Here is an 18114-nt window from a genome sequence, read left to right as displayed (position 1 = left end):
TTTGCATGCTGTGATCGTGCCAGCTCAATTGGGCGTGCAACTTGCGACTGCACGGTTTGCGCTACACTGTGAGGTTGAGTTTGCTGTTGGCTAGCATTGTTCGCTATCACTGCGTGCAGTTGTTTTTTTAAGGCTGCAACTTCTTGTTTTAATGTACTCACTTTAGTTAACGCAATTAACCCAGCAATCGAGCCTGCGACTACAACTAACGATAAAATGACTATCAGCCCTATGACATCATCCATTTTTCAATCCTTGGCTACTTTTAATACTTCCTTATAACGTAAAGTGTATTGAAAATATACCCAAACAATCTCAGCCTCGCGGCGCTAAGGCTGAGATTTAAATCGGATTATTCTACCGAGTCAGTAACGGTGCGCTCTAGCGTCATTTTGTAACCAGTGCTACTTGTTTCATCATGTTCTAAAATTAAGATGTAGTTACCTTCTTGGCTAAAGTCCATATCGCCTTGTTGCATAAGTACAATTTGCTGGCCATTGTCTTCATAAAGCACATAGGTGGTGTAAATTTCATTATCAACGATTTGTTCTTCTTGGTCGTATTGATCGATGCCATCAATGATATTTTTAGCATCATCAACCGTTTCACCATTGAGAGTAAAGACGACATCAACGTCGCTAATATCTTGCCCAGCGTAACTATCAATTAAGTTAACCACAGTCACTTTATGGCTATAGCTACTCGGGGTTAAGGTTTCTTTTACCGTCATCATCCGTGGGCCGTAATCTTTGTCATTGTAGAAAACGCCAAGGTTACTTTGTTCACGCTCAAGGGTAAGTAAAAAGTTATCGACAATTTTGTTACCCGTCTCATCCAACATCGCAATACTGTAACTGTTAGGATCAAGCTCAATATAGTTAGAATACATATCGTTTGAGGTTACATCTGTGGCACTCGTTTGCGAACCACGCGTTGCACTAAAGCTGACTTGTGAATAATCATCAATGGTATTGATAAAACGCAGCTGCCCCTGTGCATTTTGGTGCTTAAGTGCAGTAACGCTATTACTTGCTGTCACCACATCAAGGGTGATACCGTTTTCTTCGGTGGCATAACTTGGCCGGATCATCACCACATAACTCGCCTCATCATTAAAATACACAGAGGCTGATTCAAATAACACGTCGGTACTGCCACTTTGCGTTAAGTATAAGGTGTAATAGCCTTCATCAAAGTTTTGTAGCGCCAACTCATTTAAATAAGTAGGTGAGGCAATCAGTTCAGCGGTTGCAAATAAGCCATCATCATTTGCTAAATACACATCAAAACTCAGGTTTTCGCCAACTATATTAAAAAAGCCTAAGTTAGCTGAACCCTCATCGCCGCCCGTAGGCACACTTAGCTCACTGAATGTCGGCTCTGAAAAATCACCATTCATCACCCATAATTGGGTCATGTCGTCTTTTACGGACACTGCTTTTTCACTGATCGTTATATAACTGTCGTTTGCATCAAGGTACTTAAAGCTCACATCATAGTTATTAGTGCTGTAATTATGGCGAGTGGTTACATCTGCAAAATCAGCTCCGGAACGTTCAGCATCTTCGATAAATAAACGGGTGTACGGGCTATTGTAAGAGCCATTATATAATTGGATATAGCCACTTTCACTCGAGCTTGAGTCATCACCCGAACACGCAGTAAGGGTTGCAAGTAAAGTGGTTGTTAGTGCAGTTTTAAATAAAGGGTAACGCATGGAATCAATTCCTTATTGTTAATAGTTTGAATATGACCATTAACAAAGTGAAAAATTCCATGATTTACAAAGCATTACCTCAACTTACAGTTATTTACCAATTCGTAAATAACTGTGTAAATGTGCAACCTAAATGCACACTTATATACATTAAAATAACAAAACTAGCGTCGCAACACTGGTTTTTTTGTGCACAATAGCGAGCTAGCGAGTACGTTTAGAAAAGCTAAAACGCCCCTCATCAATGACCTTGCCGGTTAAATCTCGCGGTGTGGTGTAAAAGCTCACATCCAGCTGATTAGTTTGGTTATCAAGACTGATATGACTAAACCCCCACACAAAGCTTTTTGACCAAAGCAACTCATACTCAGGGTATTGGCGCTGTTGAAACTGTGCAAACGGGGTGTGCTTACCACGCATTTTTGATGCAGCCCCTGAGATGATCAGCGGTAATTTACCAACGCTATTACCAGTATCAAATTTTGAGCAATCATCAGTTAGTAGCTCTAAGTCATGCTCATGGCCGGCAATATAACCATCCGCATACTTACACAATGTAGGCATTAGTAATTTACGCAGTACATGCCCTTCACTGTATTTAGTGCCACCAATTGACCATAAAATATGATGGCCATAAACCAGTTTCCATTTCGCGGTAGAGTTTGCAATGCCCTGCTCTAGCCATGCTAGTTGCGCCAGATCCTCGCCATTTTGTGGCCCTTCATGCTGATCGTGAATTTCCAGCTCCGCACGGCCCTCTTTTATCGCTTGTTGCTCATCGCCCTCACTACCATCAGGATTTAGTGGTACTTCATAAAAAGTCTGCCCCGCTAAAAGCATATTGGTATCGAGCACAAAAAATTCTACATCGTTACCCGGCTCACCCATTTTGTAACTGTAGTAGCCATTTTCACCCATAAAAAAGTTAGCTTGCTGCGCCATCCACTGGGTTTGCAGTGCCACCCCTTTACGCGAACTTTTCCAATCGTGATTGCCTAACGCGGAATACACCACTAAATTTGGATCCGCTTGAAATAACGGTTCAAGTGGCGCATAAACAAGATCGTATAAGCGCTTTTGATCGTCTTTACCATCATTAGCATCGGCACCATCAGGGTATACGTTATCACCGAGCTGAATGGCAAATTGGCATGCTTTTGTTTCACACAATTTTGCCATTGCAATGCCCACAGCCTGTGCGCCCCCTTGCTCCGTAGCAATCTCAGTGCCTGGATAAATATATATTGGTGCATGGTCAAACTCATCGCGCGGGCGATAATCTGCTAACCAATCAGCCAGCTCCGCGGCTATAAACTGTTGCTTATTTTTAGGGTTGGTTATGTGTTTAGTTTTTGGATAGTCAACATGATAGCCACCATCACCAAACGCTAAAAATTCAATCTTGTCGGAGGCTTTTTTAGTCGCTCTTGCAGTATCATCACTGCTTTGTTTGTTACTTTGAGCAGTGCAACCAACCGTTGCTAAACATGCGGTTAGTGCAATATATAAAATAGTTTTATTAATCATAATATCCTCAACAATGAGCCTACTGTTAAGCAGGCTCATATATTCACCTTACAAAGAAGAAAACGTAAAACCTAGCTCAAAGGTACGCCCGTAAGACTCATACTGATAGTTGTAACGCTTTTCACCGTGATACAAATACATAGGCTCATCAGTTAGGTTGGTAGCATTAAAATACACATTCATGGTGTCGTTGAAATAGTATTTGCTGCTAAAATCCAGTTGCATATGGCTGTCTTCATAAACCGCCATATCTGCATCATCAAACTGATAGCTTTCACTTTTATATGACGCACTTAAACGAGTACTAATGGCATTATTCTCATAACCAACAATGATATTTGCCACGGTATCAGCTTGGTTTGGTAACTTGTCGTCGGCATCAATAAAGGTACCATTTGCGCCAAGCACGAATCCTGATTTAAAGGTTTTGTTCCAATTTAGCTCAATACCCGTTAATGACGCTTTACCGCCATTAACCATTTGCACTACTTCGTCAAAACCATCCCAATCACCATTATCTTGCACTTCTTGTTGAATAATAAAGTTGTCGATGTCTTTATAGAAAATACCCGCCGATAACACCCCAATTGTACCTGGGTAGTATTCAATTGATGCGTCTAAGTTCATTGATTCATACGGGTCTAAGTCAGGGTTACCAACTTCGGCTTTACGCTCGGTGACCTGCACGCCCTCGTCTTCTACGGTTTCAGTTTCAATTAATTGATACGCCGCCGAATTACTAAAGGTTGGCCGCGCGATGGTATTGGTGTAGGCAAAACGCGTCACCAATTTATCGCTAATGCTATAGCGTAAATTTAGGCTTGGTAAAAAGTAGTCGTAATCTTTACTTACTTGCCAAGGGGTGGTGGTAACCGTTTCAGTATCGTTAATTTCATCAACCACTAATTCAACTTGGTTACCGCTGGTATCAAATTGCGTGCCTTCATAGCGTACACCGGCAACAACATGTAAGTTATCAATATCCATGCTGATCATCGCATAGGCAGCGGTAATATCTTCATTACTTACATAACTTTCACCGTCAGATTCAACCTTTGATTCGTTACTATTAAAATCAAATGCCGCTTTATTTGCCTTATAAAAAGCGTGGATTGCGCCGCGGTTAAGGCCAGGCCCAAAGCTGCCTAAATCAAAGTCAGGTTCAGGGGCTGCAAAGTCACTGCCCATCGCATCTAAAAAGCCACCATCATAAATCGATGCGTTAACGTCATTACGCTTTTCGCGATTTTGGTGTTTAAAACCAAATTTAAATTCACCGTTGTTATTTTGCCACACAAAGTCACGGCTAAAATCAAGTTTAAAGCTAAGCTCTTCATCTTCGCTGAGATTGTTGGCCGCTTCAATTTTGTCCATCGCAAACAGGCTTAAATCATGGGCATTAGCCGATTGGCTCAGTACCGGCGTGTCAACGCGCGCAATGTAGCCCATATCAATGTCTGCACCAGCAAAGGTAACGTCTAAACGGTTTGGCTCTTTTTCTTCTGATTTTGAATACCCTACATTGTATTCAACAAACCAATTATCCAATTGATTTTCGCCGCCGAGTACCATAGATAAGATACTCTGTTGTTCATAACGGTCTTTGGTATCGCGGTCCATTTCTGCACCGCTAAAATTAGCGCCGTCGCCGTTGCTATCAACTAATTTGCCGTCACTAAATTTATATTCATTGCGTTGGCGGAATTCATCATCAGAAAAATCACTGTAAAGTGTGCGTAAATAATACTTATCCATTGCACCACTGTGCAGATCTAAATTAAGGGCTGCACCTAAACGTTCACGAGTAATTTTATAATGGCGCTGCTCAATTTCTTCTGCACCGAATATTGCAACATCATCACCGCTTACGGCATCTTCAACATCAAATTCACTCCAACCACCGTCGGTTTCCATATTACGAGAACCAAAATCACGCTTAAACCACGAAATAGCTGTTGCTACACCTAGATCAAGACCACCATCAAGCTCATAAATATTGGTGTAGCTGCCCGAAAGCTTAGGGCTGGTTTTAGATTCTAGTTCGTTATACGAGCCTTGTGCAGTAAAGCTATAACTCTCACCCGCTCTGTCAAAGGCACTGAGGCTTTTAACTTCGATTGACCCACCAACGGCACTGGCATCCATATCTGGGGTAACGGTTTTACTTACTTCTAAACTTTGAATTAGTTCACTTGGTAATACGTCCATCGCTACAGAGCGAACACCCGCTTCAGGCGACGGTACATTTAAGCCGTTTACTGTGACGTTGTTTAAGTTAGGATCAATACCGCGAATACCAACAAACCGTCCTTCACCTTGGTCGCGGGCGATAAAAATACCCGGTAAACGTTGTAATGCCTCAGCGGCATTTTGATCAGGGAACTGGCCAATCGAGTCTGCACTAACCACTGATTTTAAATTAGTTGCGTTCTTTTGACGGTTAATTGCGCCTGCTTGACCGGCACTTTGGCCATAGACAATAATGTTATCCATGGCATCTTGTTGCGCACCAATAATAATTTGTTGGGTGAAAACCTGTGAATCCACCACCGTAATTTTTTGTTCTACCGATGGTGCCCCAATGTATTCAACCACTAAAGTGTAATCACCCGCTGGCAACTTATTAAATGAAAAAGAGCCATCGCGGTTACTAACGGTATTTAAGTTTAATTCTTTAACTGATACTTTCGCGCCGCCAAAATACACGCTTTGGCTGGCATCGGTAATACGGCCTTGTACACGGCCATCGGCTAAGGCTGGAGTCGCATATAAAATGCCACAACACGCTAATGCAATACTCGATTTAATAAAAGGGTTCATAATTGTTCTCTTGGTTGCTACTAGTGATTTTAATTATTTACTTGGCCATGCTTGGCTCGCAGCAACACCCTAAGGGGCAATCATGAAAGAAATATGTCAGCACTTAACGCAACACTGTTAATTCACTGTTGTTAGGCTTTTTTCAGCCGTTAAATACGCCAAAATGAGCTAATTTGACCCCCTGTTTTTAGGTTTTTTTGATTCGAACATGAACAATAATCAGTTTGGAAACTTAGCACCGTAAAAAATATGTCATCACTGTGAGCTAATCTGACCCTAGTGGTGTTTAAGCGGTTTGCTTATTCTGCCTATCAAATATGACCTATTGAGCTCAACATGAATTTATCGTTTTTAAAATTACATCGCTCATTACTGCTTATTTTAGTGGTGATGTTAACCAGCGTATTAACCCTGACACTGAGCTACGGTCACTACAAAGGCCATAGTCAGATAGATTGGTTTGATGTAGCTGGTGAAGGCGGTATTACTGCCATGACGCTATTGTGGATATTTTTTATTCTGCTAAGTAGGCCAAAGGGACGGGTAACCAACTTATTATTCTCAGGCCTTGCGATTATGAACCTGTCGATGACGCTCGATTTTATTGATGAGTTTGTCAGCTATAGCGAAGAGCAAGCATGGCTCAGTACCATAGAATCTATTCCCGCACCATTTGGCATGATTTTAATGACTATGGCTTTGTATCATTGGCACCAAGAGCAAATGACCATTAATCAACAATTACGTAATCGCGAACGCTTTTATCGAGAGCATCAACTCAGCGATGCCATTAGCGGCCTAGCCAGCGCCGATTATATGAAAAGCCAGATCAGCCGCGAGCTAAATTTGCTCCATCATAGCCTGCATGGGTTTTCATTACTGATGTTAGATATTGCCCAGTTTGATCGCTTTAATCGTCAATTTGGTGATGCCGAAGGCGATAAGCTGTTACAAGAGTTTGCTCAAGTAATCACCCTCAATGTGCGCGAGCAAGATTTAGTCTGCCGTTACGCCAGTGATTGCTTTATTGTCATGTTACCTAACACCGAACTGGCTATCGCAGAGCAGCTAAGCGTGTCGTTAGTCAGTGCGTTAGAAGCGTTTTCGTTTAATAGCAGCGACAAGGCAGTGACCTACAAACAAAAAGTACACACCAGTTTAGTGGCCGCAACGCACCGTGACTCAACCTCAGGTTTACTCAGTCAATTGCATCAAAGGTTATTAACTAATAAGCACTTACACGGACATACTGCGTGAGTGCAAGACTTAGCAACAGCAGCTATATCGACTCTCCTTGCCAAGGTTTACAATCATGGGCGGCGCAATTAGTTGATTTAGCCAAACACCGAGGGGTACACCCTGATAAATTACTCAAAGGCACAAAATTATTTTACCAAGATTTTGCCGCAGGAACGGCTTCGCTCAGTGTTGAGCAATTTTATCGATTACAAGAAAACTGTCGTCAATTTGATAATCAACACCAACTCAGTTTTTTACTCGGGCGTAAACTACTTAATCACAACCCGTTATACAGCGCATTTTCTCAAGCCGAAAGTTTACGCACACTGCAAAAACTACTCACACGCACTCCTTTGCATGGCTTTAACTTATTTAATGCCGAACATAAATACCACCAAGGCCGACATTACTTCATTATCAACCTCAGTTTTGGGGCAATAAATGCAATCGTAGAACAATTTTGCTGCGAATTATTTGCCAGTTTTATCGCCGCAACCTGTAAATGGCGAATAGGTAATAACAGCGATCTCTGTTTTTCATTTCCCTATGCGCAGCCCACACACATAGAGCAATATCAAACCAATCTGCAAGCCAACTGCAAGTTTTCACAACAATTATTTATGGTCAGTATTAGTGATCAGTTGTATAACAAACACTTAATAGATAGTTGCCCAAGCTTATTGCAGCAATCATTGGCAGCCATCCAGCAACAACCTTTACCTGCGGCATCTTGGCTGCAATTAGTGCGCAATCATGTCAGTGCTCACCCACAACAAAACCTCGAAACCGTTGCTCAGCATTTCGTTATGAGCCCCGCCACTTTTAAGCGCAAACTAAAACAACACCATACTCGTTTTAGCGCCTTGCAAGATTGCATCAATCGCCAAACCGCGGTGTTTAATATCACCACCTTAGCGCAAAGTAACGAAACCCTCGCAAATGAACTTAACTTTAGTGACTTAACAAATTTTCGCCGCGCCTTCAAACGCTGGACGGGGACGACTCCCTCACAGTTACGAAGCATCATTACAAACAATTAAATTAACAATTATTACCAACCTACGACTCATATGCCATTATAAATGATAAGGTTAATATTTTTTATGTATGAAAACTCCACTTGATGAATTAATTAATGACTGGCAAAGTGGCTGCTCTCAAAGTGCAGATAAACTTAAAGCGCGTCTTTATTATCACCTAAAACATGTATGTCATATACATTTATAAAGCTACAGTAAAGAAATTGATTCAACCTATTTGCTAAAGCATTTATCTCAAACGTAGTTGCGGATTTACCCCGCATTAGAGCTTCCCCTAGTATGAAATATAACGCGATATAAATCAAAATTACTGTCTGGCTCGCACCAACCGCACATGGAAATCGTTGCCCTTATAGTAGTAGAAAACAAAGCCAATACCGACATTGACGCCCAATGCGTAATTGCTATAGTCGGCATAGGGCGACGACGACCAAAAATGATTAGCTGGCGTATCTGGGAAAATAGCCTCATTTATAATCGGGTTATAACAACGCTGCTCTAAAATAGAGGCCAATTCATTTTTATTTGGTACTCGCCAATCACTGTAACCCGCATACGCAGTACCGTTTTGAGCTAAGGCTTGCTGCCAAGTAAAACCACTTGCATCACCGGTACAGCTTTCATCTTCCCATGTTTGCCCAATGCTGCAGCGCATCCACATTAAGCCTGTAGTATTGTGCGTAACCGTGCCGTTATCATGGAGTGTAAAATCACTACTGGGCGTACTATAGGGAATAGCTGTATTTTCATTAGTACAACTGCCATTGGCTATAGCATTACCTAAGAAACACAGGCTAACCAAGCCAGTGGTAAGTTTAAGTATGGTATTCATTATTTCTCCTTACTCATATTATAAGCTTGCCCTTTAAGCTTTTGGCTATCGTGTGTTGCAATGAGGGTTTTATAGCGCTCCATACATCCAACTCTTTAAAGTTCATCCGCACACTCCGTATCTGTCAGGTGTTAACATCAATGACTCGATGATTCATTAAATCAGTGATCATTTTTTTAGGGTCTGGCTCGCACCAACCGCACATGGAAACCGTCGTCCTTAAAGACGTAGCGAACAATACCATGGCCGAAATCGACGCTCCATGCGCCATAGATTATTTCGGCATAGGGCGACGACGACCAAAACAAACTTGACCGAGTTTGCGGGAAGTACTGCGTGTCAATCGCTGGATTTTTAGTGCCATTGTCCACAATGCCCATTAGCTCTAATCGTGTTGGCATACGCCAATCGCTGGCACCACATAAACTTTGTATGTTCACTCGCTCAACATACGCGAAGGTATTGCAGTAACTAGCTTCGTTATTGACATCATAACCGTAGCAAATATCGCCACCGTAATCTTGGTAGCCAGGGCTTCCGCCATTGCTGTTGCTATTAGGGTTATACCAATTATAACGGTCGTTTTTATCATGCAGGCCGCCGTCATCGGTTTTTACTTCCCATATTAGCCCTGTGTGATTATCGCGCACGCACGACCATGTTGTTGCAGATTCTGGTAAGTCATTGCCATTGACATCCAACTTAGTTAAGTCAAACCCAGCATTACCACCACCGACTTTTTTAAGTGTGCCCGCTTTGGCTTTTGCATCACGGCCGTGCTCGGCGTCTTGCCCCTCGTAACCGGTAACTGGACAGTCAAGGTTGTTGTTACTGTCATCAGCACACCACGTTATGCCGGTGTCATTCAATGGCATGGTAATATTTATTTGTGTTGTGATGGCTAATTTATTGCTCACATCTGACTCAGTGCCTGTTATGTGGCTTGTCATTATAATGTAGTACGTTGTATTACTTTGTAAGTTGGTAAGTTCATGCGTAGTAGTTGATGTATCAAACTCTACTTTAACCCCACCGAAGTCGTTGTAGTTATCCGGCGTTATAGCTTCACTTGTTGCATAATAAAGGGTATACCCTGCAATATTGTCTAAGCTATCCCAGCTGACAGTAATACTCTGTACTGAAGCTTGTGCAGAAATTGTGGGAGCTTTAGGTATAATTTTAAACTCAGCAGTTACTGTACATTGCGAAGTAATTAATCCTGTAGTGAAAACGCTTTCAACCAATCCCCCTTCACAGCCATATACGCGTTCTATCATATAGCCTTCGTCAGTTGTTACACTAACTTGCGCGCTACTGCCATAATTAACACTTTGTGCTGTAGGAGTAACTGCACCACCTTCACCAGCACTGGCGCTTACTGTGTAGCTATTAATACTAAAACTAGCTTGCACTTGGCAATTTGCCGTCACAGCACCTGTGGTGTAAGTGTTTCCATTTAAACTGCCGCTACACCCTGTTACCGCGTCAATGCTGTAACCTTCTTTTGGTGTAATTGTAATTTGCGCACTGCTACCATGATTTACGCTTTGTGTGGCAGGGCTAACTGCTCCACCTTCACCTGCACTGGAGCTTACTGTATAACTATTAATGCTAAAACTGGCTTGTACTTGGCAATTTGCCGTTACTGCACTTGTGGTGTAAGTGTTGCCATTTAAGCTGCCGCTACAGCCTGTAACCCCGTCAATGCTGTAACCTTCGTTTGGTGTAATTGTAATTTGAGCGCTACTGCCATGGTTTACGTTTTGCGTGGCGGGGTTAACCGTACCACCCTCGCCCGCACTCGCGCTTAGTGTGTAGCTATCAATACTAAAACTAGCTTGTACTTGGCAATTTGCCGTTACTGCACTTGTAGTATAAGTGTTGCCATTCAAGCTGCCACTACAGCCAGTAACATTGGCAATACTGTAACCTTCATTTGGTGTCACTATTAGGCTTGCTTGCTGCCCAATATTAAGTTCTTGGCTCATGGGCGAAATACTGCCCCCCATACCTGCCTGTGCAGTCACGAGTACTATTTGAGGGTCAAATGTTGCGCGCACCTCACATTCACCTGTTATAACACCTGTGGTATATATATTTCCTGCTAGTGAACCATTACAGCCTTGGACTGACTCGATATTTTGATCATCATCTGCTGTAACGGTAAATCTTAGAGTATCTCCATAAGAAGCCAGCTGTTCAAGTGGCGATATTTGCCCGCCTTCGCCCGCTTGAGCTGTAACTAAAAATGACGTAAGTGAGTACTCTGCTGATATTTCACAGTTTTGTGTAATTGCTGCCGTTTGATAACTGGTTCCATTTAAATTGCCGTTACACCCTGTTACACTTTCAAGGGTATAACCTGCATCAGTTGAAATAGTAAATAATGCCGTATCACCATGAGCCACTGCTAGACTCTCTGGCGTTATAGCTCCTCCGGCTGACTGGTTTATAGTGACAGTGTGCATTTTTACTACAGCTGGGCCGCCAGGATCTTTAATAACACCATTTATTACGCCATCACTATCGCCGGCCCCACCATCGGTTAAAGTTAATGTAAGTGTTAATCTGTCCTCACTTACTGCTACGTTTTCTTGGTCTAATGCTTGCCATTGCTGATCTATTAATTTTTGATAGGTAAATTGTGTAGGTAAGGAGTTTTCATAGGCTATTTGCAGCTCGATGGTTTGCCCTGCTTCGGTTGCAATATCAACGGCAAGTAAATCACGTTCAAACTCAAGTGAGCTATTCAAGGCTGGTAATTTAGGGTTAGATGGTTCAATAACCCCTTTACTTGACGATAGAATACTTCCTTTACCATCTAAAACGGTTACATTGACTTGTGCTTCATCTTCACCACTAAATAATTGACTTGTTGGCAAGGTAGTTGCTGTTATTTGGCAGTCAGTTGTGAGCGCATCAACTTTATACAGCTCGTCATTCAATGCACCGTTACAACCTGTTATTTCATTTAATAAATAACCTGAGCTTAATTCATAGTTAATTACTACAGAATCCCCATAAACGTAATCATTTTGATCTGCATAAAGTGAAATATACTCATCGCTCTTAAATGTGACATTAATTGCTCTTGCTTCAAATTTCGCGGTTACTTGGCATGATTGTGCTGCATTTTCAATAGTGTAGATATTGTTGCTATATGTACCGTTACACCCTTCAACGCTGGCAACTTGGTACCCTTGTTCAGGCTGTAGTTCAAATGTGCCACTCTCCCCCTGCTTTAAAACAAGGCTTGTAGGTTGTAGCTGCCCTTCACCTTCAACATTGGTAGTTATAGTGTAACTTTGTATGGTTGTTTGATTTGTTGTTTTATTGTCATCACTACCACCACAGGCGGTAAGCAAAGCACACAATACAAATAACGCACTATTTTTCATGTCAGTTCCTTGAAGACTTAATAGGTAATTACATTAATTTTTGTTAGTGACTAACAGCGTAAACATTAAGGTGATAATAAAAACGCCGTGTTTAATAATTCAATTATAAAAGCAAATTAACAACATAACACTAACCTGTGAGCAATGAAATTTACACACATGTATTTTGTTTGAAATTCACTCAAAACAATTAAATATTTTTATCGGAAGTGAAATCAACGCGACTTAAAGTCTGCTACGGGGTTAATTTAACGCATCCCGCGCTCTTAAGATTTACCCCGCATCGGATAATAACCATGAGTAATAATCAATTACTTGATAAAGCCCTTGCAATAGTGACAAATTAACAAATAATGGAGCCACTGTTCACGGGATTAGAATGAGGAAAAATGAACACGATACTAACCACGCAATGTGCGGATGCCGTAGGCTTAATAGCGAAAATCACCGGACTTTGTCATCAGCATAATTTAAATATTACCCGCAATAATGAATTTGTAGATAAAGATGCTAAGCGCTTTTTTATGCGCACTGAATTAACCGGCCAACCACATGCTGATTTTTTAAATCAATTACAGGCTTTACTGCCCGATGGCGCGCAATTAGCACTGCACACTGACGAGAAAACTAAAGTGGTGTTATTAGCGACTAAAGAAGCCCACTGCTTAGGCGGCGTATTACTAAAACAATTTGAGCAAGCACTGAATATTGAAGTACTGGCTGTGATCGCTAATTACCCTGACTTAGCGCCATTGGCGAAGGGCTTTGAGGTGCCGTTTCATGTGGTAAGCCATGAAGGGCTATCACGCGCTGAACACGACCTGCAAGTGGGTGACTTAATTGCCAGCTACAATCCCGATATCATTGGCCTTGCCAAATATATGCGGATTTTAAGCCCTGAATTTGTAGGCCGCTTTGACGGTAAAATTATCAATATTCATCATTCTTTTTTGCCAGCATTTATCGGTGCTAAGCCATATCACCAGGCATTTGAACGGGGTGTAAAGATCATTGGTGCAACGGCGCACTTTGTTAATAATGAGCTTGATGAAGGGCCGATTATTATGCAAGACGTCACCCATGTAAACCATGCGAATACCGCGGAAATGATGGCTAAAATGGGCAAAGATGTAGAGAAAACCGTGTTTTGTAAAGCACTGCAATTAGCATCAGAACATAAGCTATTTATTAATGGTAACCGAACCGTCGTATTTAGCTAAGCTTTAGAAATAGAGTAGAATGAAGAGGCGCAACGCCTCTTTATTTTTATTATTATTGACTACTTTTATACTGTACTTAGTGTGTTTGCTCGATGGGTTCGAGTTGTAATTTTGCAGCGATTAACACCGCTTGCGTGCGGTTATACACGCCAAGCTTACGGAATATCGCGGTGATGTGCGCTTTGATCGTTGCTTCTGAAATATGTAGTTCATAGGCGATCTGTTTATTCAACAAACCTTCGTGCAAGTACTGCAGCACTTTATATTGCTGTGGCGTGAGTGAGGCAACTTGAGCGGCGATTTCTTTATCTTCGTTGGTAACGCTCGCTACTTTGTCTTTAAGCTCGGGTGGTAGCCATACATCGCCATCGAGTATTTGATTAATTGCTCCGGCAATATCATCTGATGATGAAGATTTAGGAATGAATCCCATCGCCCCATAGCTCATTACTTTTGAAACAATATTGATATCTTCACTGCCAGAGACAACGGCAATCGGTAAACTTGGGTAATCTTCACGAATGCGAATTAGGCCATATAAATCGCCACTACCTGGCATATGTAGGTCTAGTAATAAGATATCTAAATCTTCTTGTTCACTTAACACCTGCAATGTTGTTGCAAAATTTTCTGATTCGAAAACTTCTAAGTCGTCAAACTTTGCAGTTAATGCCCCTTTTAGTGCTTCGCGAAATAACGGGTGGTCATCCGCTATTAAAAACTGACTCATGGTTCACTCCTAATGAATTCGGCTGCCATCTATCGAATAGCTGACAGCCGATATACTACGTTTAGAATCAACTTCTAATCAAGTTTTTAACGCATATTTAACGATTTAATCGGTTCTCGATTAATTCATCAACCACACCTGGGTCTGCAAGTGTTGAGGTATCACCTAGTTGCTCGTGCTCATTTGCAGCGATCTTACGTAAAATACGGCGCATGATCTTACCTGAGCGAGTTTTCGGTAAACCGGGTGACCATTGGATCATATCTGGCGAAGCAATTGGGCTAAGCTCTTTACGAACCCAGTTACGTACTTCTTTGGTTAATTCGTCACTGACCGTTACACCTTCGTTTGGCGTAAGGTAAACATAAATACCTTGGCCTTTAATATCGTGCGGGTAACCTACTACAGCGGCTTCGGCAACCGCAGGGTGAGCAACCAATGCACTTTCAATTTCGGCAGTACCTAAGCGATGTCCTGATACGTTTAGCACGTCATCAACACGGCCGGTGATCCAGTAGTAACCATCTTCATCACGGCGACAACCGTCACCCGTGAAGTACACACCCGGATAAGCTGAGAAATAAGTTTGTTCAAAACGTTCATGATCGCCGTAAACAGTACGAGCTTGTGATGGCCAGCTATCAAGAATAACTAAATTCCCATCAACTGCGCCTTCCAAAGTGTTACCTTCTGCATCAAATAGTGCGGGCGCAATACCAAAGAATGGCCGTGTTGCGGAACCTGGTTTCATATCCGTCGCGCCAGGTAAAGGCGTGATCATGATGCCACCGGTTTCGGTTTGCCACCAAGTATCGACAATTGGGCAGTTACTCTTACCAATGCTTTCGTAATACCAAGTCCACGCTTCTGGATTGATTGGCTCACCCACCGAGCCCAAAATACGTAGGCTATCGCGGTTTGAAGTTGCTGTTGGCTCATCGCCTTTGGCCATCAGTGCACGAATTGCCGTTGGTGCTGTATATAGAATAGTCACCTTGTGCTTATCAACCACTTCACCCATACGCCCTGCGGTTGGATACGTTGGTACACCTTCAAATAAGACTTGCGTACAGCCATTAACTAATGGGCCGTATGCTATATAGCTGTGACCTGTGATCCAGCCCACATCGGCGCTACACCAAAAGATATCATCTTCTTTTAGATCAAACACATATTCGTGAGTCATCGATGCATATACTAAATAACCACCGGTGGTATGCACCACCCCTTTAGGCTGACCTGTTGAACCTGAAGTGTAAAGAATAAAGAGTGGATCTTCTGCATTCATCGGCTCTGGTGCACACTCTGCGGCTTGATCAGCAACTAAATCATGCCACCATACATCATGTTCATGCCATTGTACGTCGCCACCCGTTAACTGATGTACAACAACGTGTTCGATGGTAGTGACCGACTGTTGCGCTACGGCTTCATCAACATTGGCTTTTAGCGGCACAGTATTACCTGCACGGCGGCCTTCGTCAGAAGTAATGACAATTTTAGCGCCTGAATCTTTAATCCGATCTGCAATCGCTGATGGTGAAAAACCACCAAAAACCACAGAGTGAATGGCGCCTAAACGCGCACATGCTTGCATTGCATAAACAGCTTGCGGTGACATGGGCATGTAAATCGCGATACGATCGCCTTTTTTCACACCGAGTTTTTTCAAACCGTTGGCAAATTTTGCCACTTCGTCATGCAGTTGTTGATAAGAAATATGTTCACTTTGCGATGGATCGTCACCTTCCCAAATTAAAGCGGTTTTATCTGCTTTAGTCGCAAGGTGGCGGTCAATACAGTTATAGGAAGCATTAAGTTCGCCATCTTCATACCATTTAATACTGATATGGCCTTTATCAAAAGAGGTGTTTTTCACTTTCGTGAAAGGTGTTGACCAATCGAGACGTTTACCGTGCTCTGCCCAAAAACCTTCAGGGTCATCAATAGATTGCTTGTAAAGTGTATTATATTTATCGTTATCAACTAAGGCTGCATTCTTGATCTGTGCAGGAACTGGATAGATACTTTGTGACATACTCGTCTCCATTTTAATTACTTGCCTAAGGCCTATCTTAAGGATCACTCAGCATAGCGAACGAAAGTATTAGACCTTAGTTGTATTATCTTTGATTTATTTCTATGTACCCAAACATACTTTCAAATATTAAGTTTTTGCACTATTAATACAAGGTGTTAATGATTTGGTTGCGTTACAAAGCAACCTGCCACCTTAGTCTAATAGACCAATAGGTAATTGAGTAAAGAGCATACTTAATCAAAAGTGGTATCACAACATAATTACAATAATGCAACAAGTAGCCCAGAATAGGACTTTGACTATGACAACTAAAGCAATAGCATTAAAAACACTTACCGCCACTGCCGTACTGTGCGCACTGACAGCCACAGCTCAGGCAGCAACCATTGGTGGCACTGATGTTACTTATGGCGGTTATGTAAAACTCGACGCAATGTGGAGTGATTATTCAGCGGGTGCGCCTGCTGGTACAAGCGTTGGCCGTGACTTTTATGTTCCAAGCACAACCCCTGTTGGTAACGATGACAACTCAGATGCAGTATTTGATATGCACGCACGTGAATCTCGCTTTAACTTTGGCACTGCGACATTATTAGATAACGGTAAAACCGTTAAAACACATATAGAGCTCGATTTTTTAGCCTCGGCGCCAGGTGGTAACGAACGTGTTTCTAATTCATATTCTCCGCGTATTCGCCATGCCTTTATTTCCTATGACGGCTGGTTATTTGGTCAAACATGGTCAAACTTTCAAAACGTAGGTGCATTACCAGAGGCTCTTGATTTTATAGGCCCAGCAGAAGGCACTGTATTTGTGCGTCAATCTCAAATTAAATACACTACGGGCGCATGGTCTTTCTCTTTAGAAAATCCAGAAAGCACAATTACTACACCAGGTGGTGGAATGGCAGTAACCGATGATGCTTCATTGCCTGATTTTACTGCACGCTACACGCACAAAGCAGATTGGGGTAACTTTGTCGTTGCTGCACTTGCTCGCCAATTAACGTACAAGGTTGGCGGTGTTGATGCCGATGAAACCTCATTTGGTATCAGTGCATCGGGTATGGTGAAGTTTGGTGAAGACAACCTTAAATTTATGCTTACCCAAGGTAAAGGTTTAGGTCGCTATGTTGGCGTTAATGTAGCACATGGTGCGGTACTTAACGGTAATGATTTAGATGCGATTGATTCAACGTCTGGTTTTATCGCTTATCAACATAAATGGAACAGCAAATGGCGTTCGACCTTTTTATACTCGTTTTTCTCAGCCGATAACAACACAGACTTACTTTCAATTTCAGGTGATCCGACCGAGTCTAGTCAAAGCTATAGCGCAAACATTCTATACTCACCGGTTAAACGCTTAACCTTTGGTGCTGAGTTTAAACATGCAGAGCGTGAACTAGAAAGTGGCGTAGATGGCGATATGGAACGCTTACAGTTCTCAGTGAAGTACGCATTCTAAGTTAAAAATAAAATTATATTACTTCCTTAAGCGGCTTTGGCCGCTTTTTTTATTGCCCACCAATCACACTTTTTATTAACTA

General features: G+C 42.1%; 12 protein-coding genes. 4 read left to right on the top strand and 8 right to left on the bottom strand.

Features of this window, described 5'->3' with window-relative positions:
* From ENH88_RS17485 to ENH88_RS17470, 4 genes are all read right to left on the bottom strand, one after another.
* Positions 1–245, bottom strand: a 245-nt coding sequence (locus ENH88_RS17485) for a hypothetical protein (RefSeq protein WP_304184185.1), incomplete at its 3' end; no start/stop codon positions are given.
* 107 nt (positions 246–352) lie between these two features.
* Positions 353–1717, bottom strand: a complete 1365-nt coding sequence (locus tag ENH88_RS17480) for a hypothetical protein (protein ID WP_304184182.1) — start codon at positions 1715–1717, stop codon at positions 353–355.
* Positions 1718–1921: 204 nt separating this feature from the next.
* The gene (locus ENH88_RS17475; protein ID WP_304184188.1) at positions 1922–3244 is read right to left on the bottom strand and encodes a metallophosphoesterase; all 1323 of its coding nucleotides are present in this window, start codon (positions 3242–3244) and stop codon (positions 1922–1924) included.
* Positions 3245–3292: 48 nt separating this feature from the next.
* Positions 3293–6064: a TonB-dependent receptor gene (locus tag ENH88_RS17470; RefSeq protein ID WP_304184180.1), complete on the bottom strand. Its 2772-nt coding sequence runs from the start codon at positions 6062–6064 to the stop codon at positions 3293–3295.
* 336 nt (positions 6065–6400) lie between these two features.
* Here ENH88_RS17470 and ENH88_RS17465 point away from each other — a divergent pair, with 336 nt between their 5' ends.
* Positions 6401–7321 carry a GGDEF domain-containing protein gene (locus tag ENH88_RS17465; protein ID WP_304184178.1) on the top strand — a complete coding sequence of 307 codons (921 nt, stop codon included), beginning with the start codon at positions 6401–6403 and terminating at the stop codon, positions 7319–7321.
* Positions 7318–8343 (top strand): helix-turn-helix domain-containing protein, encoded by a 1026-nt coding sequence (locus ENH88_RS17460; RefSeq protein ID WP_304184176.1) that lies wholly within the window; start codon positions 7318–7320, stop codon positions 8341–8343. Before ENH88_RS17465 ends, ENH88_RS17460 begins: the two co-directional genes overlap by 4 nt.
* Positions 8344–8650: 307 nt before the next feature.
* On the opposite strand, the gene ENH88_RS17455 is transcribed toward ENH88_RS17460, so the two are convergent.
* Both ENH88_RS17455 and ENH88_RS17450 read right to left on the bottom strand, forming a co-directional pair.
* On the bottom strand, positions 8651–9175 hold the full coding sequence (locus tag ENH88_RS17455; protein ID WP_304184175.1) for a DUF1566 domain-containing protein: 525 nt from the start codon (positions 9173–9175) through the stop codon (positions 8651–8653).
* A 176-nt stretch (positions 9176–9351) separates the two neighbouring features.
* On the bottom strand, positions 9352–12573 hold the full coding sequence (locus tag ENH88_RS17450) for an InlB B-repeat-containing protein (protein ID WP_304184172.1): 3222 nt from the start codon (positions 12571–12573) through the stop codon (positions 9352–9354).
* 389 nt (positions 12574–12962) lie between these two features.
* On the opposite strand from ENH88_RS17450, the gene purU reads away from it, so the two are divergent.
* Positions 12963–13793, top strand: a complete 831-nt coding sequence (gene purU, locus ENH88_RS17445) for a formyltetrahydrofolate deformylase (RefSeq protein ID WP_304184170.1) — start codon at positions 12963–12965, stop codon at positions 13791–13793.
* A gap of 76 nt (positions 13794–13869) precedes the next feature.
* Here purU and ENH88_RS17440 read toward each other — a convergent pair whose 3' ends face one another.
* Positions 13870–14523, bottom strand: a complete 654-nt coding sequence (locus ENH88_RS17440; RefSeq protein WP_304184167.1) for a response regulator transcription factor — start codon at positions 14521–14523, stop codon at positions 13870–13872.
* Positions 14524–14620: 97 nt separating this feature from the next.
* On the bottom strand, positions 14621–16561 hold the full coding sequence (gene acs / locus ENH88_RS17435; RefSeq protein ID WP_304184165.1) for an acetate--CoA ligase: 1941 nt from the start codon (positions 16559–16561) through the stop codon (positions 14621–14623).
* A 304-nt stretch (positions 16562–16865) separates the two neighbouring features.
* Here acs and ENH88_RS17430 point away from each other — a divergent pair, with 304 nt between their 5' ends.
* Entirely contained in the window at positions 16866–18032 is a 1167-nt protein-coding gene (locus tag ENH88_RS17430) for a DcaP family trimeric outer membrane transporter (protein ID WP_304184164.1), read from the top strand.
* Positions 18033–18114 lie beyond the last annotated feature (82 nt).

Source organism: Pseudoalteromonas prydzensis, assembly GCF_011050055.1.
Taxonomy (GTDB): domain Bacteria; phylum Pseudomonadota; class Gammaproteobacteria; order Enterobacterales; family Alteromonadaceae; genus Pseudoalteromonas; species Pseudoalteromonas prydzensis_A.
The sequence above is the reverse complement of the archived record's forward strand: the minus strand, read 5'-3'. Positions and strand labels throughout refer to the sequence as shown.